This window comes from Streptomyces sp. NPDC057445 (genome assembly GCF_042802855.1).
Classification (GTDB): Bacteria; Actinomycetota; Actinomycetes; order Streptomycetales; family Streptomycetaceae; genus Streptomyces.
On the sequence record NZ_JBHVDH010000003.1, the window covers coordinates 264,273 to 287,718 of the forward strand.

A 23,446-nucleotide genomic window follows, 5' to 3' on the forward strand; every position below is an offset into this window, starting at 1 on the left:
GGTCGAGTTCCGCTGAATGACACTTACGCGTCTCTTACCTGCCGCGTTTTCCACGCAAGCTTAGGCAGGGCCCCGGTCCCGCGCAGGTGGTTTTGCGGCCCGGCCTCAAGTTAACGCGATACATCGCGATACACAAGAGGTGCGACCGACCGGACAACGACCGTCCGGGGACCTTCTCCTCAGCTCAGCGCCTCTCAGCGAATGATGCGATAGCCCGCGCCGCGCAGCGCCCCCTCCACCTCCTCGCAGTGCTCGGGGCCCTTCGTCTCGAGATGGAGCTCGACCTCGACCTCCGTGAGCCCGAGGCGCGGGTCGGTGCGGACATGGCCCACGTCCAGCACGTTCGCGTCCGCTTCCGAGAGGACACCGAGCAGCGTCGCAAGGGCCCCCGGCCGGTCGGGCAGCGGCAGCCGCAGCGACAGATAGCGGCCCGCCGCCACCATGCCGTGCCGCAGGATGCGCTGCATCAGCAGCGGGTCGACGTTGCCGCCCGACAGCACCGCGACGACCGGTCCCTGGAAGGCCTTCGGGTCGCTGAGCAGCGCCGCGACCGGGCTCGCCCCTGCCGGTTCGACGACCAGTTTGGCCCGCTCGAGACAGAGCAGGAGCGCCGAGGAGAGCGCGTCCTCCGAGACCGTGCGCACCTCGTCGACCAGCTCCTCGACGATCGCGTACGGCACATCGCCGGGGCAGCCCACCTTGATGCCGTCCGCCATCGTCGCCGGCTCCTCGAGCGCCACCGGGCGGCCCGCCGCGAGGGAAGGGGGATACGCCGCCGCGCCCTCGGCCTGCACACCGACGATCCGCACATCGGGACGCAGCGCCTTCACCGCCACCGCGATGCCCGCCGCGAGCCCTCCGCCGCCGACTCCGACGACGATCGTCCGCACCTCCGGACACTGTTCGAGGATCTCCAGGCCGACCGTGCCCTGCCCGGCGATGATGTCGGGGTGGTCGAAGGGGTGGATGAACACCGCTCCCGTGTCGTGCGCGTATTCCTGCGCGGCGGCCAGGGTCTCGTCCACGACCTGGCCCTGCAGCCGCACCTCCGCGCCGTACTCACGGGTCGCCGCGACCTTCGGGAGCGGGGCGCCGACCGGCATGAACACGGTGGAACGCACGCCGAGCAGCGAGGAGGCCAGGGCGACTCCCTGCGCGTGGTTGCCGGCCGACGCGGCGACGACGCCCGCCGCCCGCTCCTCGGGCCGCAGCCCGGAGATCCGCACGTAGGCGCCGCGCAGCTTGAACGAGCCGGTCCGCTGCAGGTTCTCGCACTTGAGATGGACAGGAGCTCCCACCAGGTGCGACAGATACCGGCTGCCCTCCATCGGGGTCATCCGAGCCACGCCCGCGAGCATCTTCTGAGCCCCCTTGACGTCATCGAGGATGAGCGGGTGGAGGGGGCCGGTATTGCGGAAGCTCATGACAGCAAGTCTCGCAGCTCAGCGGCCTGACGGCCGTCTCGGTCACACAGTTGTCCACAGGATTTCGCAGGGCCGGTACGGACCCGCTCGCGTCCGCGTACTCTGTCCCCCACCAACCGACCACCGCACGAGAGAGCCCCCGCAGCCATGCCCACATCTCAGGACATGACGACTGATCTAGACCCCGGTCTCCTCGATGCCCTCCAGCACCAGGTGGCCGTCTTCGCACGCCGTGCCGAGCAGACCCGGCTCGGAGGGGTCGGCCAGGTCCGCAATTCGATGGACCGCGCCGCGTATCTGCTGCTCAACCGGCTGGACCAGGAAGGTCCGATGGGCGTCAAGGCGCTCGCCGCCGGGATGGGCATCGACTCGTCGACCGTCACCCGCCAGGTCGCTCCGCTCGTCGACACCGGCCTCGTCAAGCGCACCTCGCACCCCGAGGACGGGCGCGCGGTCGTGCTTCAGCTGTCGCCCCGCGGCCAGTCGCGCCTCGAGGAGGTCCGCTCCTCGCGGCGCGAGCTCATGGCACAGGTGACGGACGGCTGGACGCAGGACGAGCGTGAGTCATTCTGCACCCTGCTCACCCGGTTCAACTCGGCGCTCTCGGCCCGCCAGTCCGGGCTCCCGGCCGCCGACCCGGAGGCGCAGGCCGGCTCCTGACAGCCGCCGCGCCACCGGAACCGACCGCACCGCCGACCGGCGGCGTCCGACCTCTTGACCAGAGCGCCGCGCTGGCTTGATATGAGCACATGCGACGGCTTGGGCACGTCCAGGTCCCCGGCCGCCGCGCCCGTGATTTCGACGCCTTCGTCGCGGGCGCGGCCGGCCGGCTGCTGCATGCCGCGACCTTGCTGACCGGCGAGCAGCCCCGGCACAACCCGCAGGCGCAGCGGCTGCTCGTGGCCGCGCTCGCGCACACGTACGCGGAGTGGGACCGGCTGCGGGGCGAGGATCCGTACGACCGCACCCGCGCCGAACTCGCCACCCGCTTCGCCCGCTGCGCCTGGCGCCTTCGCCGGACCTCGGGGGGTGTGCTGTCCCGGCTCACCCCGCAGGAGCGGCTGATCGTGGTGCTGCGGCTCTACGAGGCCGTGGCCGAGGAGCAGACGGCGGCGCTGCTGGGCCTGCCGGTCGAGCGGGTACGGGCGATCTGCAGCCGCGCCGTCACCATCCTGCGCGCCCCGGGCACGGGTACGCCCGGTGCCCGCCCCCGGTATCGCGCGGCGGGCGCGTCATGAGCGGCATGAGCGGTCACGGGCACCGGGAGGAGGAGGTCCGGCGGATGCTGGACGTTCCGCCCGCGCCGGTCCCCGCCGATCTGCTCGTCCGGGCGACAGGCCTCGGCACCCGGCTGCTGCGCCGTCGGCGCACCCTGCGCCGCGCGGGCTGGTTCGTGCTGGTGGCAGTGGCGATCGCGTTCGCCGTGTGGGCGGCGGTCGTCGAGCCGTGGACCGTGCCCCCGGCCGAGACGACACCCGAGATCGAGGGCTGGTGAGCGACGCCCGCGGACGCGCCCTCAAGGGGCCCGGACCTACCCTGGAACGAGCGGCGCAACGCACCACCAGGAGGTCGTCATGACCAGAAAAGTCGCCGACTGCCGCAAGTTCCCGAGCGAGATGGACTGCACGCTCACCATCACGGGTGAGGAGGACGAGGTCCTCAAGGCCGCCACCGAGCACGCGGTCTCCGTCCACGGCCACCAGGACAGCTCTGAACTGCGCGAACAGATCCGCGGGATGCTCGAGGAGGAGAAGGTCGGCGCCTGACGGCACCCGTCCGGAGCCGGCCCGGAACCGGCACGGAGCCGGACCCGGTCGTGTCGTGCACCGGGTCCGGCTCCGCCGCCCACTCGACAGCGGCGCCGACTCGATCGGAGCCGCCGACTGGATCGGAGCCGTCGGCTCGGTCAGCGCTTCCGGCTCGGTCGGAGTCTGGTCAGCCCAGGGCCTGCTTGAGGTCGGACAGCAGATCGTCCACCGACTCGATGCCCACCGACAGCCGCACCAGGTCCGCGGGAACCTCGAGGGCCGAGCCCGCCACCGACGCGTGCGTCATCCGGCCCGGGTGCTCGATCAGGGACTCCACGCCACCCAGCGACTCGCCGAGGGTGAAGACCCGCGCACGGTTGCAGACCTCGACCGCCGCCTGCTCGCCGCCCGCGACCTGGAAGGACACCATGCCGCCGAAGTCCTTCATCTGCTTCGCCGCGATCTCGTGGCCCGGGTGCTCGGGCAGCCCCGGGTAGAGGACGCGCGTCACCTGCGGGTGCTTGGTCAGCATCTCCGCGATCCGCGCCGCGTTCGCGCTGTGCCGGTCCATGCGCACCGCAAGGGTCTTGATGCCACGCAGCACGATCCAGGAGTCGAACGGCCCGGCGATCGCACCCATCGCGTTCTGGTGGTACGCGAGCTCCTCGCCGAGCTCCTCGTCGGCGGTGACGAGCGCGCCGCCGACCACGTCCGAGTGCCCGCCCATGTACTTCGTCAGCGAGTGGACGACCACATCGGCGCCGAGCGCCAGCGGCTGCTGCAGATAGGGGCTGGCGAAGGTGTTGTCGACGACGAGCTTGGCGCCCGCCGCGCGGGCGATGGCCGCGACCTGCGCGATGTCGGTGATGCCGAGCAGGGGGTTCGACGGCGTCTCGACCCAGATGATCTTCGTACGGTCGGTGAGCGCGGCCCGCACCGACGCCGGGTCGGAGGTGTCAGCCACGGAGAACTCCACGCCCCACCGCTGGACGACCTTGGCGAAGAGTCGGAAGGTGCCGCCGTACGCGTCATTGGGGATGACCACGTGGTCACCGGGCACCAGCAGCGTGCGCAGGAGGCAGTCCTCTGCCGCGAGACCGGAGGCGAACGCAAGACCGCGGCTGCCGCCCTCCAGCGCCGCGAGGTTCTCCTCCAGCGCGGTCCGGGTCGGGTTGGCGCTGCGGCTGTACTCGTAGCCGCCGCGCAGTCCACCCACACCGTCCTGCTTGTAGGTGGACACCTGGTAGATGGGAGGGACGACCGCACCCGTCAGCGGATCGGCGGTGTTGCCCGCGTGGATGGCGATCGTCTCGAAACCGCGCTCGTCGGTGTGCTCGTTGGTGTGCTGCTCACTCATGAGGTCCGAGCGTAGTCCCCGGCCGGTCTCCACCCCGACGGCGTCCGGGACAATGGCCGTATGGAGATTCTCTGGTTCCTGATCGCGATGGTCATGCTCACCGCGGTCATCGGTCCGTTCGTCCTGCGCCGCAGGGGCGCCGTCCGGCAGGTCGCCCCCGGTGCGCCGGATGCCGCGGACCCCGCCGCCTACGGCTTTGTCCGGCAGGAACTGCTCGATCTGCGGCTGCCGGGCCCGGACCAGGACCTCCTGGACGTGCTCGAGGTCGTCCAGCGCACCCAGGACCCGCGTGCCGCGTCCCAGCTGCTCGCGGGCACGCCGAAGGAGGGCGAGCTGCGCTGGCAGCGCGTCCAGGCCTTCGCGGGCGCGGCGTCCCTGGAGCTCCAGCAGCAGCCCGGCACGGGCGGCTCCTGGCTGCGCACCTGGCGCGCGGAGTCGCCGAAGGACGCGGGCGGTGCGGCCGTGCACGCCGAGTTCCTGGTGCAACAGGCGTGGCGGTCGTCCTCGACAGGCGCGGACGACTTCCGGATCATCCTCGAGGAGGCCCGTACGGTCTGCGCAGAGGCGGCTCTGCTCGCCCCTGGCGACCCCGTTCCGTACATCGTGGAACTGGCCGCGGCCCGTGGACTGGGCTACTCCCACGAGCAGTTCGACCAGGTGTGGGCGAAGGTCATCGACCGCGCCCCCACCCACATGGGCGCGCATCTGGCCGCTCTGCACTACTGGTGCGAGAAGTGGCACGGCTCCCGCGAGGAGGCCGACCACTTCGCCACGACGGCCGCCGCCCGCGCCCCGGAAGGGTCCCTGCTCGCCGCGCTGCCGCTGTTCGCGGTCTACGAGCATCTGCCGGAGGTCATCCTGGTGAGCGGCTTCTTCGAGAGCGCCGTCGTGACCAGGGCGGTCGAGGGGGCGCTGCACGCGGTGCACACGGCACGCGCGGACGATCCGGTGCTCCCGCACGTACGGCATCTGCTGGTGCTGTTCCTGGTGCGCATGGAGCGCTGGGCAGAGGCGATGCACCAGCTGGTCCACGTGGACGGGCACGTCGGGGCGCTGCCCTGGACGCACGGGGGCGACCCCGCGGCGGAGTACACGGTCTACCGGGCACTGGCGGTCGCGGGCTACGAGGCGAACGGCGGGAGCCCGGCGACACTGCCGCACTGACGGCAGCCCGGCGACGCCGCCGCACCGAGCGGACGCGCATGAGGCGAGGGGCGGGCCGCACCGTGGTGGTGCGGCCCGCCCCTCGGTCTGTCGGCAATGCCGACGCAGACGCAACAGCCTTCGGCAGCGGTGGCGGCAGTCACAACTGCCTCTCCCGGCCCCCTGGATATTCGGCTTGCCACCAGCAAGATCGCCGGGTGATACTCGCCCTCCCCCCACCACACTTCGTCATGTCCATTTCCGTGGGGGAGCGATGGGCACCACTCTGCGCGCGATCCGCGCCGTCTTCGAGCACGACGAACCTGACGCGAACACCGGCGAAAGCGCCGCCGACAACAACCCGACACCCGCCGTGGCCGTCGCCGCCCTCGCTGACGCGGCCCGGCCGACCCGGACCACCCACGGCTACCGCAAGTGCGCCACCCGCCCGCGTACCACCTCACGCCGCAGGGCCGCCACGAGGCCGCACCGGAGCAGTTCCGCCCGGTCGGCCGCTACGTCGACGCGCTGCCTCGGCGCCATCGGTCGGACAAGGCGGAGAGCCACCGCAGGCGGCGGAACGCGGCGGTGCCCGGAGCCTCTGCATCCGGATCCGACCGACCGACCGGGCCCACGCCCCACACTCGCCACCCCCCCATCCCTGAGGACCACACACGTGCCCAGACTGATCCCGCTCATCATGATCGCGGCAGCCGTCTACTTCTGGCTCAAGCACCGCCGCGACACCTCGTCGAAAGCCGCGTCGCCCGAGCGCATCGCCGCGGCCCGCGACGCGATGGCGCACCGCGCCGTCCAACTCGGCTTCGTACCGCAGGACGAGATCGACGCGGAACACGCCGGCCCACAGGCACCCGAGCTGACCGCGGCCCTGGCCGCCGCCCGCGCCGGCGACTGGGAACCCGCCGCCGCACTCCTCGCCTCGACCGGGAAGGACTGGGAGCTGAGCTCCCGGTACACGACCGCGCTGAGCGGCGTGGCCGTCGACGACGACACCTGGCTGCTTGCCTGGGAAGCGGCGCGCCCGGACGACCCGGACGCCGCCGTCGTACGCGCCGAGAGCGCCATCGGGCTGGCCTGGGCGGCGCGCGGCGGCGCGCGGGCGAAGGACACCACGCAGGAACAGTTCCAGGGCTTCCACCAGCTGCTGCTCCAGGCCGGGACCGCGGTGGAACGTGCCGCGGAACTGGCCGGCGACGACGACCCGAGGCCCGCCGCCGTCGGGATCTGGGTCATGGTCGGCCTCGGCCGCCCCCACGACGAGATGCGGGGGCACTTCGAGGAGGTCACCACCCGCGCTCCGTACCTTTACCCGGCGCACTTCAGCGCGCTCCAGTACTGGTGCCAGAAGTGGATGGGGTCGGTGGAACTGGGCACGGAATTCGCGGCGGAGGCCGCAGCGTCCGCACCCCTGGGCAGCCTCTTCCACGCGTTCCCGCTCATCTGCTGGTTCGAGCACGAGACCTTCGGCCACACCTCGCGGGGCTTCAGGACACCTGAGGTGTCCGCCCTGGCCGACGCCCTGACGGCCGACGTGGCGGCCGCCGACCCCGGCCACCCGCGGCTGCACGAGGTACGGCTGCTGCTCGCCTGGTACCTGGTGCAGCTGGACCGCTCGGAGGAGGCCCTGGAGCAGTTCCGCGCCGTGGACGGCTACGCGGGAGCCTTCCCGTGGAACCGCTTCCCGGACCCGGCGGCGAAGTACGCGGCGGCCCGCGACCTCACGGTGTACAAGGCGGCCTGACCGCGCCAGGAACGCCGTGCGGGGTCCGTACTTTCCTGTGTACGGACCCCATGGACCGAGCAGCGAAACTGCGTCCCGCCGCCCGGCACCCCCATCGTCCACGGCGCGGCACCGCCGGCCCCGCGGGGCGCAAGCACGACCCGGCCGCGGAGCCTCCTACAGGAGGCCTGCGCCCGCCGCCGGCCTCACCGCGGGCGGTCAGCCTTCCGCGCGGGCGGGCAGCCGCCATCCCGGGCGCGGGAAGTGACAGGTGTAGCCGTCGGGGTAACGCTCCAGGTAGTCCTGGTGCTCGGGCTCGGCCTCCCAGAAGGGGCCCACCGGTTCGACCTCGGTGACGACCTTGCCCGGCCACAGTCCGGAGGCGTCCACATCCGCGATCGTGTCCTCGGCGATCCGCTTCTGCTCGTCGTCCACGTAGTAGATCGCCGAGCGGTAGCTGAGGCCCATGTCGTTGCCCTGGCGGTTCTTGGTGCTCGGGTCGTGGATCTGGAAGAAGAACTCCAGGATCGCGCGGAAGTCGGTCTTCTCGGGGTCGAAAAGGATCTCGATGGCCTCCGCGTGCGTGCCATGGTTACGGTACGTCGCGTTCGGCACGTCGCCCCCGGTGTATCCGACCCGTGTCGCCGTCACGCCCGGGAGCCGGCGGATCAGTTCCTGCATCCCCCAGAAGCATCCGCCCGCCAGCACGGCCCTCTGCGTCTGCGCCGCCATTGCAGCCCTCCAATATGTGTCGGCTCGGTCACTCGGGCTGCTCGGTTCGCACACCACCGGCATCCCACATCCACCTGCTCCAACGCGCGAGGGTTCCAGGCGATTCCGTGCCCGCCCGACCGGTCCTGCGGTCGCCGGCCGCCGACGACGAGTGCACCGCCGTGCCGCCTCCGGGGTGACTGCCGCGTTGCGCTCCCGTCGGCTTCGCGTACGTCAGGTCGCGCAGGTCACGTCGTCTTCTCCGGGGCGATCTCCTCGATCAGGCCCGCGACGAGCTTCCTGATCTCGTCCCGGATGGGTCGGACGGCCTCCACGCCCTGGCCCGCCGGGTCCTCCAGCGTCCAGTCCAGGTACCGCTTGCCGGGGAAGACCGGGCAGGTGTCGCCGCAGCCCATGGTGATGCACACGTCCGACGCCCTGACCGCGTCCACCGTGAGGATCTTCGGGGTCTCCGCGGACATGTCGATGCCGACCTCGCGCATCGCCTCGACGGCGGCCGGGTTGACGTGGTCGGCGGGGGCGGAGCCTGCGGAGCGGACCTCGACGCGGTCCCCGGCCAGGTGGGTCAGCCACGCGGCGGCCATCTGGGAACGGCCGGCGTTGTGGACACAGACGAACAGGACGGAGGGCTTCTCGGACATCAGAGGTCTCTCTTGTCTCATGGACGATGTCTCATGACGCGTCAGGTACACATGTGACGAGCCAGATGCACATGACATCAGCATCTGGTGATGTCAGTCAGTGCTGATGTGAGAGTATCAGCCCATGATGACATCAGTCGACACTGAACTGATCCGAGTGCTGGCCGACCCGCTCAGGCTCCACATCGTCACCCTCCTCGCCCACGAGACCCTCTGCACCACACATCTCGTCGAGGAGACCGGTGCCAGGCAGACGAACCTCTCCAACCACTTGAGGGTGCTGCGCGAGGCCGGCGTCGTGGAGACCGAGCCGTGCGGGCGCTTCACCTACTACAAGGTGCGGCCGGACGTCATCGAAAAGCTGGCCGGATCCTTCACCGACCTCGCCGCCACCGCACGTGCCACTGCAGACGCCGACGTCAGACGCGCCTGCCCGTGACCACGCACCCCGACACAGCCCCTGACCGAGGAGACCCGTTGAACCGCGCCGAGGCCACACCCGGGACCGCTGCGGAGTCCGGTACACCTTTCGTTGCCGAGTCCGGCACGCCTTCCGCCGGTCCGCAGCCCGCCCCGGGCGCGACGCCGCCTCCCGCACCACTGGCCGGCCGGGCCGCCGCCGAACTGGTCGGCACCGCCGCGCTGGTCACGGTCGTCGTGGGCTCCGGCATCCAGGCCACCCGGCTGACCGACGACGTCGCACTCCAACTGCTGGCCAACTCGACCGCCACGGTTTTCGGTCTCGGCGTCCTGATCGCGCTGCTCGGCCCCGTCTCCGGCGCCCACTTCAACCCCGCGGTCACCCTCGCCGAGTGGTGGACCGCTCGCCGCGGCGGCCAGGGGGTCACGGCCCGTGAGACCGCCGTCTACATCGCCGCCCAGGTGATCGGCGCGATCGTGGGCGCCGTACCGGCGAACGCGATGTTCGGCGAACCGCTGGTGAAGTGGTCCACGCACGACCGCACCGCCGGGAACCTGCTGCTCGGCGAGGTCGTCGCAACCGCCGGGCTCATCCTGCTGATCTTCGGCCTCGCCCGCACCGACCGGCTGCGCTTCGCCCCCGTGGCTGTGGCCTCGTACATCGGGGCCGCCTACTGGTTCACCTCGTCCACGTCCTTCGCCAACCCCGCGGTGAGCATCGGCCGGGCGTTCACCGACACCTTCGCCGGAATCGCCCCCGGCTCCCTCCCCGGTTTCATCGGCGCCCAACTCGCGGGCGCCGTCGTGGGTCTGGCGCTGGTGGCGATCATCTTCATGCCCGGCAAGGACGGACCTCAGCGGGAGGCATGACCGAGTACGCCCCACGCCGTGGGGCCCGGTGCGGCACCCCGCCCTCGGGCGGAGGGAGCCTCAGGACAGTGTGTCGATGACTTGCCGCACCCGGACGGCGACCTTCTCGGGCAGGGGCGCGTAGTGGTTGGCAGGAAGGATCCTCTGCCCTTCCTCGCCCGCCGTGTAGGTGAGGAAGGACTTCAGCGCGGGAAGCGTCTCGGCCGGATTGCCCTTGTCGCAGACGACCTCGTAAGTGACCAGGACGATCGGGTAGGCACCCTCGGCCCTTGTGGCGTAGTCGAACTTCAGGCTCAGGTCGTCGCCCTTGCCCACGACTTCCGCGGTCGCGATACCGGCCGACGCCGTTTCGGGGCTGGCCGCGACAGGCTTCGACGCTCCGGTGTCGATCCCGACGGTGGGGATCTTCAGCCCGGTCGCGAAGGAAAGCTCGAAGTAGCCGATCGTCCCCTCGGTGTTGCGCACGGCGTTCGCCACCCCGTCGGAGCCGGCCGCGGAGTGGCCGCCCTTGCCCTGCCAGGCCTTCTCCTTCGGATACGGCCACTCCCGTGGCGCAGCGCCGGAGAGATAGGCGTTGAGGTTCTGAGTGGTACCGGAGTCGTCGGACCGATGGACTGCCCGAATCCGCAGGTCAGGCAGTTTCACGCCGGGGTTCAGTTTCCGGATCGCCGGATCGGACCAGTTGGTGATCCCGGAATCGAAGATCTTCGCGAGAGTCTTCGCGTCGAGCACGAGGTCGTTGACGTCGGCGAGGTTGTAGCCGATGGCTATGGGGCCGCCCACCATCGGCAGGTCGATCGCCTTGCCACCCGGGCAGACCTTCTCCGACCGCTCCACGTCCGCAGGCTTCAGCGCACCGTCGGTACCTCCGAAGACCGTTGCCTGCCGCATGAACTGGGCCACGCCCGCACCGGAACCCACCGGGTTGTACGCGATCCGCACCGACGGACAGGCCCGCTGGTACTCCTTGATCCAGCGCTCCATCGCGTTCTTCTGCGCCGAAGAACCGGAACCTGCGACCTTGCCCTCCTCGGCACACGCGATCCGGGCAGGAGGCGGCAGGGAGACGTCACGACCGTCGCTGTCGGCGGAGTCACCGAGCTGACTCATCGCGATCACGACCGCGCCCGTCACCGCGCACGCGACCGCGGCCACCGCCGCACCCACAGGCAGGAAACCTCTGCGGTTCTTGCGACGCCGATGTTCCACCCTGAACCCCGGTCCTCTCTGATGGCAGGCGGCTGCCGAGACCGCAGCGTCGGCTCGGAGGGGCACGCCGACACCTCGTCGCAGTTGGCGCTTCTACGCCAGATGTACAGATGGTCAGCGATGTTCGGAATCGCAGGGCGAAGCCCGGGCGAACACTTGGTGTCGTATCACTGGACTTACGGTTGCGCCAGCGACTCAGGACGCGGCGCCCGGCGCCGGCATGACCAGCGACCCGCGGGCAGAAGGCCTTGAGCTTCTTCAGGTGATGGGTGACGGTCGACTGGGAGACGCCGACGTCGGAGATGTCGCGCACGCAGACCTCGCCGCCCTCGTGCGAGGCGATCGGCGAGAACAGTCGCAGCCGGACCGGGTCACCGGGCGCCTTGAACACCGCGGCGGTCCGCTCAGCCTCTTCGGCCGTCAGCGGACGCTCGGTCAGCGGGGGCAGCACGGGCGACGGTCGCGGGCTCGAGCAGCGGCAGCGCCTGCGTATTCGACATACATCTATGTTGACGCCCATCGAAGCAGGCGCCATCCTGGCAATATCAGACATCGATGGATGTCGAAACAGCTGGAATAGCGCGGATTCAGCGCTGCGGTCCCTCTAGATCGGCATCGCGGCGCCGTCCACGTCCGTCGGCTGCTGACACCACCAGGAGGCTCACCGTGTCCCGCGTACAGCTCGCCCTCCGCGTCCCCGACCTCGCCGCATCCGTCGCCTTCTACACCGAGCTCTTCGGCACCGAGCCGGCCAAACTCCGCGAGGACTACGCCAACTTCGCCATCGCCGAACCGCCGCTCAAGCTCGTCCTGATCGAAGGCGCAGCGGGCGAGGACACCCGCATGGATCACCTCGGCGTCGAAGTCGAAAGCACCGAGGCCGTCCACTCCGCAACCACCCGCCTGAGCGAGGCAGGCCTGGCGACGGCAGAAGAGAACGACACCAGCTGCTGCTACGCCCTGCAGGACAAGGTCTGGGTCCACGGCCCCGGCGGGGAACCGTGGGAGGTGTACGTGGTCAAGGCGGAAGCCGACGTCCTGAACAAGGAGGGGAGCAGCGGCACGTGTCGCTGCGGCTCGCCGACCAGTGACACCGATACGCGCGAACCGGTCGCCCCAGGTGGCTGCTGCTGATCCTGCCTGATCCGAAGAAAGCCCCTAGACGGTGGCCATGCGCAGGGCCCCGAGCAGAATCATGGCCACGGGCGGGGCCAGCCACCACGGACCCATCGTCCGCCGCACGGACGGTACGAGCGTGACGGCCAGCGCGAGGCCGCTGCAGGCGAACACGGTAAGGCAGGCAGCAGCGATGCCGGCGTAGGCGCCGTCGTCCCAGTCTCCCCCGGGGCGCGTGACAAAGGCCGCCAGGAGCAGACCGGCCGACAGGAGGTGAAGAATCACCAGCGGGACGCCCATGACCCAGCGGAGACAGCCCTTGTCCTGGTCCGGGTGATACGGCAGGTCGGACCGGTCGAGGGGGGTCATCGCAGAGCGTCCTTCACATGGTCGAGGCTGCCGTCGAAGCGACGGCCGTATCCCTGGGCTTTCTCGGATTCCCAGTAGGGGCCGCCGTTGTAGCGAGCGGCCAGTTCACGGTAGTGGTCACGGGTCATGTTCCCGGCGGGTACATCGGCGAACTCGCTCTCCGCCTTCAGCTGGGCCAGGTACCCGGAGGCGATGAATATGTTCTGCGCAGGGTCCTGCAGAGCCTCCTCGACGACGGCCCGCTGCTGCTCGGTCAGATGCGCCGGGTCGTAGCCGAGCACCTCGGCGCCACGTCGCACCTGGATGGCGATCGGACCGAACGACGTCTCGTCCGGATTCCCGCCCAGCCGCCACGGCAGATTCTCGGGTGCGACCGGGCTCAGTCCCCACGGGGCGTCGGCCTGCTGGCGGATGGTGTCCGTGATGTCGTCAAAGGCCCCCCACTGGCCTCCGACCTCCTGCCAGGCAATACCCGCGACCATCTCCGGCGGCAGTCCGGAGCTCTTTGCCGCCGCCTGAATGATCTCCTTGTTGGTGGCGATCCACTCCCGGCGCTCCGCGTCGGACGACGCCGGGTCCCAGTAGTTGTCCTTCGCCTCCGGCAGCCCTGCCACCCGCATCCGGATGTCGCGCAGCGCTGGGGACACGGGGTCGTCGCCGACCGGCGGGGCGAAGTCGCGCTTCGTGCCGCTGCCCGGCAGGTGGGTGAGGGGATCGCTCCGCGCCTCCTGCGCCTCGCGCCGCATGGCGGCCATCGCCGCGTAGAAATCGGCACGCTCGACGCCTGCGCCGAGCCGGAAGTCGGGCAGCAGGTCGTACGCCGCCTTCAGCGCGTGGACGCATATGTCACGCGCTTCCTTCTCCGCACTCTTCGCCAGGTGGAAGCTCGAACCGGCGGCGTCGTGAAGCCTGTTCGCCTCGTCCTTGATGTCGTCGATGTCCATCGTGGACTCCGCGAGCCAGTCGAGGAAGCCCGTCGTGCCCCTCGTGTCCTCCCACTGGCGCATGGGTTCGGCCTCCTGGGCCTCGCGCGTGATCGCCGTGCCTTTGGTGGCGATCAGGGAGGCGAGGGCCTGCTCGGATTCCTTGCCGTCGGAGAAGTGCGACTTGGCGGTCGCGAGGGCGAGAGCGTAGCTGCGCAGCGCACTGGCCGCCTTGTTGTAGCCCTCGGCGAGGTGGACGACGAGGGCGCGGGCCTCGGCCACGCGCGCCTCGTAGCTCTTGCTGCCCTCGCTGTGCCATTCCGTACGGGTCTCGGCACGTCGTGCCGGCTCCTCGATTTCGACGAGCAGATCGCGAAGGCGCTGGAACTCGTCCGCGTTGCGCTCGACGAGTGCCGGGTTGCACTCGGCGAGGAACTGTACGTCGCTGCGATGGCCGATCCCGCTCACCTCGCCTCCGGTGCCACGTAACGACCGTTGTCCAGGACGCTGTTGAGGAACTTCCGTGCGTTGTCGTCGTCCACCGTCACGAAGTCGCCGCCCGCGCTCTTCAGCTTCGTGGCGAGTGCGGCGAAGAGGGAGACGGAGTCGAGGAACTGGTCACCGGCGAACCGGGCGAACCGGGCAACCTGCACGGAGACGTCCTCGTGCGCCCGCGGAGTCCTGGCCATGGTGCTCGTCTCGGCGTCAGGCCTGCCTTCGTGGAGGAGAGCGGCGATCTCGATCAGGAGGTTCGCGTTCCCGTTGATCGAGGGAGCATCGGCGACGAGCCTCCCCGCATCCCCGGAGCCGCTGCCGGGCTCCGCCGGGACCGAGTTGAGCCGCACGGCGCTCTGCTGGGACAGCGCAGCGGCCTTGTGCTGCGCCCACTCCTCTTCGAACGACATGATCTCCCCCACCCGTCCCGAACGCGTCATATCTTGATCAACGTTAACCCGCCGGGAGGATGAAATGATCAATGGCCGCCGTCGCGGCCCCCCTGCCTCCTGACGAGACGCGGGGCGCAGGCGGATTCGGAGCCGTCCGATCCGGCCGGGTCACCGACAGGAGGAACCGCCGGCCCAAGTGCCGGGATCAGCGCAGGAAACGGCCCGCAGAGACAGGCAGATCCCGGACACGGATGCCGGTGGCGTGGTGGGCGGCGTTGGCGTTCGTCCATGGCGGACTCCATGGCGGACTCCAGGAACATCCCGGGTGCCACCCCGGGACCCCCTGATGCCGGGCATCGGGACGTCGAGCGGTGCGACGCAGCCGTCGGCTCTCCGAACTCCACAATCTTCGCGGTCTGTTCGACCGCGTCGCGCGGTCGCTGTGATACGGCCGTAGTGGTCGGCACCGAGCCGAATGCGCTGGATGGTGGGGGTCCGGTAGCCGACCTGCGTGAACATCTGCCGGCGTGTGAGTGGGAACTTCACCAACCCTCCCAGGGCCCGCCGGGCGACCACGGCGACGAGGATGTGATGGGCGGGCGCCTGGTACTTGGAGCCGAAGCTGCCGCCTACGTGAGGGGAGATCACGCGGATCTGCTCGAGCTCCAGACCGAGGACGGGCGCGATCTCCTTGTCGGGCCGGTGAGATGCTCGGTCACATGGCTGGGCCGGCCGGCGCGGCCTCCTCGAGTACGCCGACCGCCGAGCAGATCTGTCCCGGTGCAGTACCCGCACGGGAACCCGTGGTACTCCATGAGCGCGCGCACCGGGTGCAGTCCCGCATCGTCCGGCAGTCCCGCCGCTGTGACAACCTCCGAAGCCTTCGTGCGCAACGGCCAGTGCCAAACAGGGCGGTACGCTGCCACCGTCCAGCAGTACGGTGCAGGCGCCGCACTGGTCGTGATCGCCGCCCTTCTTCGCGGACATGTCCCGAGCCGCTCACGCGACGCATCCAGCAGCGTCGTCCGGGTGTCGACCATCAACGTCTGTTCCTGGGCGTCGACACGCGGAGTGACCCGAGCATCCATGTGCCCGCCCCCTCCGCTTCCCTGTCTTCCATGCTTCCCAGTGGCTGCGAAGTGCGCATCTACGGCTGGACGAATGTCCGTCCGAGTCTGGGCCCGCTCCTGCTGGCCCCGGGGCCCGGTGGCCGTCGTTGGTGCTGACGCCTGCAACATGGACTTTCGCCCACGGAAGCGGCATATACGCCTATCGGGAATGATGCACGATTCATCGCTCCCTGCCTTGAGCGACCGGCAGAGTCATGGTGCTGAGGACCTCATGAGGTCGCGCCCCGCCGCCAATCGAGCCGAAGCCGCCAACCTCACTGCTTGATTGGTAGGCGTCCAGTCGACTCACCACGACATTCCTACACCGCGCCCGCGGCAGAGTCGGCACCAGCCGAGGCGACCTCAAAGGTAGATCCCGGCCTGGGTCCAGAAATCGCCTCATAGCATCTGACCGGCCGCCGGGATGGCTGCCGGACGCCCGGCCGGACAGAGCCGGATCGGCTATGACCCAGCAACGTAGGCAGCGAGGAACAACACGCTGCTGACGAACATCGCGATCAGGAGCGAGGGCAGCGCGGGTCTGCCCTTCTTCGCACGCACCTCGACAATCATCGCGGCGCAGACTACTCCGATCATGATTCCGAAGAAGAAATCAACAGCACGAGCCACTTCACACCTCCTCTCGCCCGAAACTATCCAAGCAGGTCAGGATGGAGCATAGGTACAGTCAGTTCCGCATGGTCACATGTAGTGGCGATAGAAGGCCTCCTCAGCCTTCGCCGCTTCCTCCTGAGCGATTCTGGCCGCCTTCTGCTCCGCCCGTCTTGCGACATACCCTCTGACGCCCACGACAACGGGTGCACCCTGGGCGAAGCCCATCCCGGCGCCCGTAGACCCCTGGCCGATGTAGGACAGCGCCGGGTCGGTGTCCGTGGAGCCTGGATTCTTGTACCGCCATGCTCCGACCCCGACGGCCACGCCGACAATGGCAGCGCATGCGCCCGCTGCAACCATGCTCGCGATCGCGACAGCGCAACCCAGACCGGCAGCCACACCCACGAGGCACGTCTCGTGATCCTTGGCCCATTTCTTGGTGGACTCTGCAGCATTTTTTGCTACTTCACCAAGCCAGTTCAGGCCACTGCTGATTTGATCAGATCGTGCTGTCCGAAGGCCGCGGCGAGGCCGGCTCCGCCGAGTGCCAGGTCTCCGCCGGGTTGTGCCTTGAGCGCCATGGCCTCGTCGGGGAGGACGTCCCGGACGACATTGGCGTTCCAGTCGGCACGCTCCAGGGTCCGGGAGTACACGATCTTGGCCATGTCGCGCCAGATGCCGGCGAACTCGGCGACGGGGCCGGTACTTGACGGGTCGCTGTCGGCCGTCGGCCAGAATCCCGCCATGAGCTCGTGGGTGACGCGTCCGCTCAAGAAGGCGCCCTTCTGCACGGCGTCCACGGCGTTGATAGCGCGGACGTCGTCGGAGTCACTCAGGCAGGCGTACAGGTCGGCGCGGAGCGCCCGGGCCTCCCCAGCGCCGCGGCGGCCGCGGCGGGGCGCCGGCGGCCCTGGTGGGGCAACCGGCCGACGTCCTGGTCGTCCGCCAGGTCCGAGTGGCCGGTCCGGACGGCGAGGGTGGCGTAGCTGCGCAGCCAGCCCCAACCGGCGTACGTGTTGCAGGACTCCAGCGCCGGATGCCCGCTCGTGCTCCAGGGCAGCCACTCGTCGCCGACCCGTACCGCGTGCACAGGGGACGGGGGCCGGTCCGGCCTGGGGGCTGCGCAGGATGCGGCTGTGAAGAGTCGTCAGCCCGGTGCCCGGCTCCGTGCCCAGCTCGTCCACCAGCGCCCGGCGCGTGTGCCGGAAGGACTGGAGGGCGTCGGCCGTACGGCCGCTGCAGTGGAGGGCGGTCATCTGCGCGGCGACCAGCCGCTCCTGCCGGGAACTCGCGGGCGAGCGATGTCAGATCGGCTACGACCCGGTCGTGCAGGCCCAGGGTGAGCGCACCATGGCGCACGGTGCGGAGACCTCTGCGCCCGCATCGACCGACCGGCACCCGGGCTGCACCGGGGCCGCGCCGGCAGCCGCGCGCGGGTTCGCATCCGGACGCCCGCCGGCAGCCGCGCGCGGGTGCGCGCACATCGGCGCGGGCAGACGATGGATGCATGCGGGTTCACAAGGTCCGGCCCGACATCGGCGTCCTCAGCGACAGCGTGGAGGTGCCGGGCATCGGGTATCTCCCGGTCAACTCCTTTGTGCTGCTTGCCGCGGAGCCCGTCGTCGTCGACACGGGGCTCGGGCTGTCCGACCGGAACTTTCCGGAGGCTCTCGGTTCCGTCATGGACCCGGCCGATGTGCGGTGGATCTGGCTGACGCATCCGGACCGCGACCACACCGGGGGGATCTTCGAATTGCTCGCCGCCGCACCCGAGGCCAGGGTCGTATGTACGTTCGGGACGGCCGGGTTCATGTCGTACGAGCAGCCCCTTCCGCTGGAGCGCCTGTATCTGTTGAACCCCGGACAGTCCCTGGACGTCGGCGACCGTAGACTCACCGGCTTCCGCCCTCCCCTCTACGACAGCCCCACGACCCTCGCCTTCTTCGACGACCGGTCGGGGGCGTGCTTCAGCTCGGACTGCTTCGGCGGCCCGACGCCCACCGTCGACCTCGCAGAGGCCGACGACGTGAGCGAGGTCGACCCCGAGGACCTGGAGGCCGCGCAGTTGCTGTGGGCGACCGTGGACAGTCCGTGGGTGCAGCATGTCGATCCCCGGAAGTACCTGGGTACGTTCCAGCCGATACGGGAGCGCGACCCCGGCCTCATCCTCTCCTCGCACCTGCCGCCCGCCCCCGGGATCACCGGCCGCCTGATCGAGACTCTGGGCTCGGCGGCGGGCGCGACGCCCTGGGTCGGACCGGACCAGGCCGCGCTGGAGCTGATGCTCTCCGGGTTCGAGCCCGACGCGGACATCGATGACGAGGAGCGAGGTCGTCCGGACGGGGACGCCCCCGACAGGGACACGCTGTGGCTCCCCTGAGACGGGCCCTTCCACTCCGGTGGCGTCCGGACGTCCGGACGCCACCGGAGTGGCAGGCCTCCAACTCATGCCTGGGGTGCACGGCTTGGGGGTGTGGACCCCCGTCCCTCCGACACCGGGAGCAGCTCCACCGCGCAAGTCGCCGTTGGCGCCACTACACCGTCTCGCGGTGCGCCGCTCTCAGCCGCGCCGCGGTTCCGGCGGCCTCGTACCCCGGCGGGACGCCGTCGATCAGCATGACGTCACCCGCCATGTGCCGGGTGCGCAGCGGAACGAGCACCTGGTAGGCCTCGGAGTCGTACCAGCCGCGGGCGGCCTCCAGCGACGGGAAGCCGATGATGACGAGCGCCCCCGGCCACGCCCCCTCGCGCACTTCGCGCTCCGGGGCGCCGTGCACCAGGAACCGGCCGCCGAAGGGGTCGAGGGTGGCCTGGATGCGCTCCATGTAGTCGAAGACCTCGTCGTCGGGACGGGACGGGGGCCGAAGGTTGCCGATCGCGTATGCGTTCATGTCCCGATGGTGCCCCGGCCGCGAACGCGGGTCGATTACCTCCCGGGTAAGGCCCGGGAGGCAGTCGACCGGGGGTGAAGTGGGTCAGATGGTCGCGGTGTCGATCACGAAGCGGTAGCGGACGTCGCTCGCGAGGACGCGCTCGTAGGCCTCGTTGATCTCGTCCGCCCGGATGACCTCGATCTCGGCGCCCAGGCCGTGCTCGGCACAGAAGTCGAGCATCTCCTGGGTCTCCGGGAGTCCGCCGATCCCGGAGCCGGCGAGCGTCCTGCGCCCGCCGATGAGGGAGAAGACGTTCAGCGACACGGGCTCCTCGGGGGCGCCCACGTTCACCATCGCTCCGTCCGTCCTCAGCAGGCTCAGGAACTTGTCGAGCGGCAGCGGGGCCGACACCGTGTTGAGGATCAGGTCGAAGGTGCCCGCGAGGGCCTCGAACGTCGCGTCGTCGCTGGTGGCGTAGTAGTGGTCGGCGCCCAGCCGAAGGCCGTCGTCCTTCTTGCGCAGCGACTGCGACAGCACGGTCACCTCGGCGCCCAGCGCGTGCGCGATCTTGACGCCCATGTGGCCGAGGCCGCCCAGGCCGACCACGGCGACCTTCTTGCCGGGCCCGGCGTTCCAGTGCCGGAGCGGGGAGTACGTGGTGATCCCGGCGCACAGCAGCGGCGCGGCCACGTCGAGGGACAGGCCGTCGGGGATCCTGACGGTGAAGGCCTCGTCCACGACGATGTGTGTGGAGTAGCCGCCGTAGGTGGGCTCGCCGTTCTTGTCGACGGCGTTGTACGTGAGGACGCTGCCGCCGGTGCAGTACTGCTGGAGCCCGGCCTTGCAGTTGTCGCACTCACGGCAGGAGTCGACGAGACAGCCGACGCCGACCCGGTCGCCCACGGCGAACTTGGTGACGCCCGCGCCGACCTCGGTGACGACTCCTGCGATCTCGTGGCCGGGGACCATCGGGAAGATGCCCTCGCCCCAGCCGTCGCGGGCCTGGTGGATGTCGGAGTGACAGATACCGGCGTACTTGATGTCGATCAGCACGTCGTGCTCGCCGACCGCCCGGCGCGGGATGGTGGTGCGCTCCAGCGGGGCCTTGGCGGCGGGTGCTGCGTATGCGGGGACAGTGCTAGCGATGCTGGTCATGTCTTCGAGACTGCCGCGCTTCGCCCGGGCCACCCAGCCCTCTGTCGTACGTACGTCCGCCGTGCCTACTACTGGCAGGGTCAGGATCGCCCTCGTACGACCAGGCGGGGACCGCGATACTGATGGTATGGATCAGCGTGCCGAACTCAGTGAATTCCTGCGTTCCCGGCGGGCCCGGCTCAAGCCGCAGGACGTGGGGCTGCCCGATTTCGGCCGCCACCGCCGGGTGCCGGGACTGCGCCGCGAGGAGCTGGCGCAGCTGGCCGGAGTGTCCGTCGCGTACTACACCCGGCTCGAGCAGGGCAACGGCCAGAACGTGTCGGTCGAGGTCCTCGACTCGATCGCCCGTGCGCTGCGCCTGACCGAGACCGAGCGCAGCCATCTGACCCATCTCGCGAAGCCGACGGAGAAGAAGAAGCGGGCGGCGCGGGCCACGCAGACGATCCGGCCGCAGCTCCAGATGCTGATCGACGCGATGGCCGCGGTGCCCGCGTTCGTCCTGGGGCGGCGGATGGACATCCTGGCGTGGAACACGATGGCGCGCGCCCTCCTCGGCGACTTCGCGGTCATGCGGCCCGAGGAGCGGAACATGGCGCGGCTGGTCTTCCTCGACCCGGCCGCGCGGGAGCTGTACGTCGACTGGCAGTGCAAGGCGGTCGAGGTGGTGAGCGTGCTGCGGCTGTGCGCGGGCTGCTACCCGGACGATCCGCAGCTGTCGGCGCTGATCGGTGAGCTCTCGGTCAAGAGCGACGACTTCCGCACGCTGTGGGCGGCGCACACGGTGCAGGAGAAGGGGCACGGCACCAAGCGGCTGCACCACCGGCTCGTGGGCGATCTGACGCTGTTGTACGAGACGCTGAGGCTGCCGGACGACGACGACCTGCACCTGGTCACGTATCACGCGGAGCCGGGAACGGCGTCCGCGCAGTCGCTGGTGCTGCTGGCGCAGTGGGGGGTCGACGAGGTGACCGGCGCGGCGACGCGCTGAGTGCGGGGTACCCACCGCACCCCCGCCGGAACCGCCGGAACACGCTGTACCGCGCCGTCCCCGCCGTACCGCGCCGTACCCCGACGGACGCGGTGACGTACGACAAAGGCGGCGGCTCCCGGAGCAGGTGCTTCCGGGAGCCGCCGCCATGTCGGCCAGGGGGCCATGTCACGGCCCGGCGGGCGGGGTCCGGGTCAGACCGCCGAGCCGGCCTTCCAGTCGGCCCAGCTCAGGTTCCAGCCGTTGAGGCCGTTGTCCGGCTTGATCGTCTGGTCCTTGGAGTTCTTCACCACGACGACGTCGCCCACGATCGAGTTGTCGTAGAACCACGCGGCGGGCTGGTTCGGGTCGCCCGCGCCCTTGACGTCGTTCAGGCCGACGCAGCCATGGCTGGTGTTGACGCTGCCGAAGACGCTGTCGGCGCCCCAGTAGTTGCCGTGGATGAACGTGCCGGACGAGGACAGCCGCATCGCGTGCGGGACGTCCTTGATGTCGTACTCGCCCTTGCCGTCGTCGTCCGTGAAGCCGACGGTCGCACCGTTCATGCGGGTCTGCTTGAACTTCTCCGAGATCACCATCTGACCGTTGTAGGTCGGGTTCTCCGGGGAACCGGCCGAGATCGGGATGGTCTTGATCGTCTTGCCGCCCTGGGTGATCGTCATGGTCTTGGCGACGGCGTCGACGGTGGAGACCTGGTTGCGGCCGATCTTGAAGGTGACGGTCTTCTCCTGGACGCCGAAGACGCCGTCGGCGCCCTCGACCCCGTCGAGGTTCAGCTTCAGCGTGACGGTGGAGCCCGACTGCCAGTACTGGTCGGGACGGAAGTCGAGCCGCTGGCCGTTGAACCAGTGGCCGACGACCTCCTGGCCGCTGCTGGAGGTGACGGTGATACCGGACTGGACGGCCTTCTTGTCCGTGATGGCCTTGTTGAAGTTGATCGAGACCGGCATGCCGACGCCGACCGTGGAACCGTCCTCGGGCGTGAAGTTCCCGATGAAGCTGTTGTCGGGCGACACGGTGGTGAACGAGGCGTTCTCGTGCGCCTCACGGCCCTTGGAGTCCTCGGCCGTCGCAGCGATCTTGTAGGTGGTCGCCCGCTCCAGCTGGCCGTCGGGGCGCCAGCTCTTGCCGTCGGCGGCGAGCGTGCCCTTGACGCTCTCGCCGGCGGCCGTGGTCATGGTGACATCGGTGAGCTTTCCGTCGCTGACGGTGACCTTGGCGTCCTTGTTGATGCTCGCGTTGGCGGCGCCGTTCTTGGGCGAGATGACTATTCGGGCGTCCGACGAGTCCTTGGCGGCCGCTTCGTCGACCTGGTCCTGTGACTTCTTCGAGCCGTCGGCGGCGGCCTTGTCGGCGTTGCTGCTGCAGCCGGTGAGCACCAGCACGCTGCCGAGCACTGCGGACGCGGCCATCAGGCCCCTGCGCCGCTTGCTGTCCGTCATCACACGCTTCTCCATCGTCGCCGAATCCATGCCAACTCATTCAAGAAGACCCATAAAGGTCCGTCCGGTTCCACATCTGAGGAAAGATGTGGGCAACACCACTCACCGACGCGTATCGGGTCCCGCCGGTTGCATCCACCGGACATCGAGCTCCGGCAGCCTCTCCCACCTGGCCGGGAACCGGGCCCCCGACCGCGCCTCCGAAGCAGTACACGGACAACGACGGGCCCCGGTTCGCGGGGAGGCGGCCCGGGCCCGCTCCGGCTGCTCCTGCCCGCCCCTACGGCCGGGTACTCCCGTCGTCCCCGAGGTCCTCGATGTCCGTACCTTCCCGCTCGATGTCCCACTCCTCCGATTCGGGGTCGTAGTCGATCTGCTCGCAGCTCCAGGAGGCCTGCGCGAGATCGACCCCGGGAACCTCGTTGACGAGATCGAAGGGGTCGACGAGGTAGGCGAGGGCCTCCGCGGAGTCCTCACGTACGGCGGAGCGGGCGTGGGCACGCTCCTCCTCCGGCATGTACTCGTCGGCCACGATGCGCTCGAGCGCGGCCTCGGTCAGCGCTTCCGGTTCCGCGACCTCAAGTACCAATTCGACGTGGAGGCGTACATAGCGTGATGTCTCAGAGGTGGTCATACGACGGAGGGTAGGCCCCTCGGGATCACGACTTTCCTGCGACCCGCTGC

26 protein-coding genes and 3 pseudogenes are annotated in these 23,446 nt (G+C 69.8%); 11 read left to right on the forward strand and 18 right to left on the reverse strand.

The window, feature by feature from the left end:
- Positions 1-194: 194 nt before the first annotated feature.
- Complete coding sequence (ilvA, locus tag ACFU5O_RS09110) at positions 195-1,424, reverse strand: threonine ammonia-lyase (protein ID WP_384238253.1); 1,230 nt, start codon at positions 1,422-1,424, stop codon at positions 195-197.
- A 147-nt stretch (positions 1,425-1,571) separates the two neighbouring features.
- On the opposite strand from ilvA, the gene ACFU5O_RS09115 reads away from it, so the two are divergent.
- From ACFU5O_RS09115 to ACFU5O_RS09130, 4 genes are all read left to right on the forward strand, one after another.
- Positions 1,572-2,084 carry a MarR family winged helix-turn-helix transcriptional regulator gene (locus ACFU5O_RS09115; RefSeq protein WP_384238255.1) on the forward strand — a complete coding sequence of 171 codons (513 nt, stop codon included), beginning with the start codon at positions 1,572-1,574 and terminating at the stop codon, positions 2,082-2,084.
- Between the two features lie 89 nt (positions 2,085-2,173).
- Positions 2,174-2,662: a sigma factor-like helix-turn-helix DNA-binding protein gene (locus tag ACFU5O_RS09120; RefSeq protein ID WP_384238257.1), complete on the forward strand. Its 489-nt coding sequence runs from the start codon at positions 2,174-2,176 to the stop codon at positions 2,660-2,662.
- Between the two features lie 5 nt (positions 2,663-2,667).
- Positions 2,668-2,919 carry a hypothetical protein gene (locus tag ACFU5O_RS09125; RefSeq protein ID WP_384238259.1) on the forward strand — a complete coding sequence of 84 codons (252 nt, stop codon included), beginning with the start codon at positions 2,668-2,670 and terminating at the stop codon, positions 2,917-2,919.
- 79 nt (positions 2,920-2,998) lie between these two features.
- A complete protein-coding gene (locus ACFU5O_RS09130) occupies positions 2,999-3,190 on the forward strand; it encodes a DUF1059 domain-containing protein (RefSeq protein ID WP_384238261.1) in 192 nt (63 codons plus the stop codon).
- A 169-nt stretch (positions 3,191-3,359) separates the two neighbouring features.
- On the opposite strand, the gene ACFU5O_RS09135 is transcribed toward ACFU5O_RS09130, so the two are convergent.
- The gene (locus tag ACFU5O_RS09135) at positions 3,360-4,529 is read right to left on the reverse strand and encodes a cystathionine gamma-synthase (protein ID WP_384238263.1); all 1,170 of its coding nucleotides are present in this window, start codon (positions 4,527-4,529) and stop codon (positions 3,360-3,362) included.
- A gap of 60 nt (positions 4,530-4,589) precedes the next feature.
- Here ACFU5O_RS09135 and ACFU5O_RS09140 point away from each other — a divergent pair, with 60 nt between their 5' ends.
- Both ACFU5O_RS09140 and ACFU5O_RS09145 read left to right on the forward strand, forming a co-directional pair.
- Positions 4,590-5,693 (forward strand): hypothetical protein, encoded by a 1,104-nt coding sequence (locus ACFU5O_RS09140; RefSeq protein ID WP_384238266.1) that lies wholly within the window; start codon positions 4,590-4,592, stop codon positions 5,691-5,693.
- 655 nt (positions 5,694-6,348) lie between these two features.
- Entirely contained in the window at positions 6,349-7,434 is a 1,086-nt protein-coding gene (locus tag ACFU5O_RS09145) for a hypothetical protein (protein ID WP_384238268.1), read from the forward strand.
- 198 nt (positions 7,435-7,632) lie between these two features.
- Here the strand turns inward: ACFU5O_RS09145 and msrA are convergent, their stop codons facing one another.
- Both msrA and ACFU5O_RS09155 read right to left on the reverse strand, forming a co-directional pair.
- A complete protein-coding gene (msrA, locus tag ACFU5O_RS09150; RefSeq protein ID WP_384238269.1) occupies positions 7,633-8,145 on the reverse strand; it encodes a peptide-methionine (S)-S-oxide reductase MsrA in 513 nt (170 codons plus the stop codon).
- A gap of 227 nt (positions 8,146-8,372) precedes the next feature.
- Positions 8,373-8,786: an arsenate reductase ArsC gene (locus ACFU5O_RS09155; protein ID WP_384238271.1), complete on the reverse strand. Its 414-nt coding sequence runs from the start codon at positions 8,784-8,786 to the stop codon at positions 8,373-8,375.
- 124 nt (positions 8,787-8,910) lie between these two features.
- Between ACFU5O_RS09155 and ACFU5O_RS09160 the strand changes: the two genes are divergently transcribed.
- Together ACFU5O_RS09160 and ACFU5O_RS09165 are read left to right on the forward strand one after the other, a co-directional pair.
- Positions 8,911-9,225, forward strand: coding sequence for an ArsR/SmtB family transcription factor (locus ACFU5O_RS09160; RefSeq protein ID WP_384238273.1), 315 nt, complete (start codon positions 8,911-8,913; stop codon positions 9,223-9,225).
- 38 nt (positions 9,226-9,263) lie between these two features.
- Positions 9,264-10,076, forward strand: a complete 813-nt coding sequence (locus tag ACFU5O_RS09165; RefSeq protein WP_384238275.1) for an aquaporin — start codon at positions 9,264-9,266, stop codon at positions 10,074-10,076.
- A 60-nt stretch (positions 10,077-10,136) separates the two neighbouring features.
- Here ACFU5O_RS09165 and pstS read toward each other — a convergent pair whose 3' ends face one another.
- Both pstS and ACFU5O_RS09175 read right to left on the reverse strand, forming a co-directional pair.
- Positions 10,137-11,285 carry a phosphate ABC transporter substrate-binding protein PstS gene (gene pstS, locus ACFU5O_RS09170; protein ID WP_384238277.1) on the reverse strand — a complete coding sequence of 383 codons (1,149 nt, stop codon included), beginning with the start codon at positions 11,283-11,285 and terminating at the stop codon, positions 10,137-10,139.
- A gap of 247 nt (positions 11,286-11,532) precedes the next feature.
- Positions 11,533-11,785, reverse strand: a pseudogene (locus ACFU5O_RS09175) (ArsR/SmtB family transcription factor); the annotation flags it as partial.
- A 166-nt stretch (positions 11,786-11,951) separates the two neighbouring features.
- Here ACFU5O_RS09175 and ACFU5O_RS09180 point away from each other — a divergent pair.
- Positions 11,952-12,419 carry an ArsI/CadI family heavy metal resistance metalloenzyme gene (locus tag ACFU5O_RS09180; protein WP_384238279.1) on the forward strand — a complete coding sequence of 156 codons (468 nt, stop codon included), beginning with the start codon at positions 11,952-11,954 and terminating at the stop codon, positions 12,417-12,419.
- 24 nt (positions 12,420-12,443) lie between these two features.
- On the opposite strand, the gene ACFU5O_RS09185 is transcribed toward ACFU5O_RS09180, so the two are convergent.
- From ACFU5O_RS09185 to ACFU5O_RS09220, 8 genes and pseudogenes are all read right to left on the reverse strand, one after another.
- Positions 12,444-12,770: a hypothetical protein gene (locus ACFU5O_RS09185; protein WP_384238281.1), complete on the reverse strand. Its 327-nt coding sequence runs from the start codon at positions 12,768-12,770 to the stop codon at positions 12,444-12,446.
- A complete protein-coding gene (locus ACFU5O_RS09190; RefSeq protein WP_384238283.1) occupies positions 12,767-14,161 on the reverse strand; it encodes a hypothetical protein in 1,395 nt (464 codons plus the stop codon). The genes ACFU5O_RS09185 and ACFU5O_RS09190 overlap by 4 nt, the downstream gene beginning before the upstream one ends.
- Entirely contained in the window at positions 14,158-14,628 is a 471-nt protein-coding gene (locus ACFU5O_RS09195) for a hypothetical protein (RefSeq protein ID WP_384238285.1), read from the reverse strand. Before ACFU5O_RS09195 ends, ACFU5O_RS09190 begins: the two co-directional genes overlap by 4 nt.
- A 120-nt stretch (positions 14,629-14,748) precedes the next feature.
- Positions 14,749-15,567: a molybdopterin cofactor-binding domain-containing protein gene (locus ACFU5O_RS09200; RefSeq protein WP_384238287.1), complete on the reverse strand. Its 819-nt coding sequence runs from the start codon at positions 15,565-15,567 to the stop codon at positions 14,749-14,751.
- 584 nt (positions 15,568-16,151) lie between these two features.
- The gene (locus ACFU5O_RS09205) at positions 16,152-16,319 is read right to left on the reverse strand and encodes a hypothetical protein (protein ID WP_384238289.1); all 168 of its coding nucleotides are present in this window, start codon (positions 16,317-16,319) and stop codon (positions 16,152-16,154) included.
- 482 nt (positions 16,320-16,801) lie between these two features.
- Positions 16,802-17,086 (reverse strand): annotated as a pseudogene (locus ACFU5O_RS09210) (dihydrofolate reductase); the annotation flags it as partial.
- 50 nt (positions 17,087-17,136) lie between these two features.
- Entirely contained in the window at positions 17,137-17,394 is a 258-nt protein-coding gene (locus ACFU5O_RS09215; RefSeq protein ID WP_384238973.1) for a hypothetical protein, read from the reverse strand.
- 94 nt (positions 17,395-17,488) lie between these two features.
- Positions 17,489-17,560: pseudogene (locus ACFU5O_RS09220) on the reverse strand (BTAD domain-containing putative transcriptional regulator); the annotation flags it as partial.
- 251 nt (positions 17,561-17,811) lie between these two features.
- On the opposite strand from ACFU5O_RS09220, the gene ACFU5O_RS09225 reads away from it, so the two are divergent.
- On the forward strand, positions 17,812-18,684 hold the full coding sequence (locus tag ACFU5O_RS09225) for an MBL fold metallo-hydrolase (protein ID WP_384238291.1): 873 nt from the start codon (positions 17,812-17,814) through the stop codon (positions 18,682-18,684).
- 154 nt (positions 18,685-18,838) lie between these two features.
- Here ACFU5O_RS09225 and ACFU5O_RS09230 read toward each other — a convergent pair whose 3' ends face one another.
- Together ACFU5O_RS09230 and ACFU5O_RS09235 are read right to left on the reverse strand one after the other, a co-directional pair.
- Entirely contained in the window at positions 18,839-19,195 is a 357-nt protein-coding gene (locus tag ACFU5O_RS09230; protein WP_384238293.1) for a DUF1330 domain-containing protein, read from the reverse strand.
- Positions 19,196-19,279: 84 nt separating this feature from the next.
- Positions 19,280-20,332: an NAD(P)-dependent alcohol dehydrogenase gene (locus ACFU5O_RS09235; protein WP_384238295.1), complete on the reverse strand. Its 1,053-nt coding sequence runs from the start codon at positions 20,330-20,332 to the stop codon at positions 19,280-19,282.
- 127 nt (positions 20,333-20,459) lie between these two features.
- Here ACFU5O_RS09235 and ACFU5O_RS09240 point away from each other — a divergent pair, with 127 nt between their 5' ends.
- Positions 20,460-21,320 carry a helix-turn-helix transcriptional regulator gene (locus ACFU5O_RS09240; protein ID WP_384238296.1) on the forward strand — a complete coding sequence of 287 codons (861 nt, stop codon included), beginning with the start codon at positions 20,460-20,462 and terminating at the stop codon, positions 21,318-21,320.
- 194 nt (positions 21,321-21,514) lie between these two features.
- Here the strand turns inward: ACFU5O_RS09240 and ACFU5O_RS09245 are convergent, their stop codons facing one another.
- Together ACFU5O_RS09245 and ACFU5O_RS09250 are read right to left on the reverse strand one after the other, a co-directional pair.
- Positions 21,515-22,777: an Ig-like domain-containing protein gene (locus ACFU5O_RS09245; RefSeq protein ID WP_384238931.1), complete on the reverse strand. Its 1,263-nt coding sequence runs from the start codon at positions 22,775-22,777 to the stop codon at positions 21,515-21,517.
- A gap of 265 nt (positions 22,778-23,042) precedes the next feature.
- The gene (locus tag ACFU5O_RS09250; RefSeq protein WP_384238298.1) at positions 23,043-23,396 is read right to left on the reverse strand and encodes a hypothetical protein; all 354 of its coding nucleotides are present in this window, start codon (positions 23,394-23,396) and stop codon (positions 23,043-23,045) included.
- Positions 23,397-23,446: the final 50 nt, after the last annotated feature.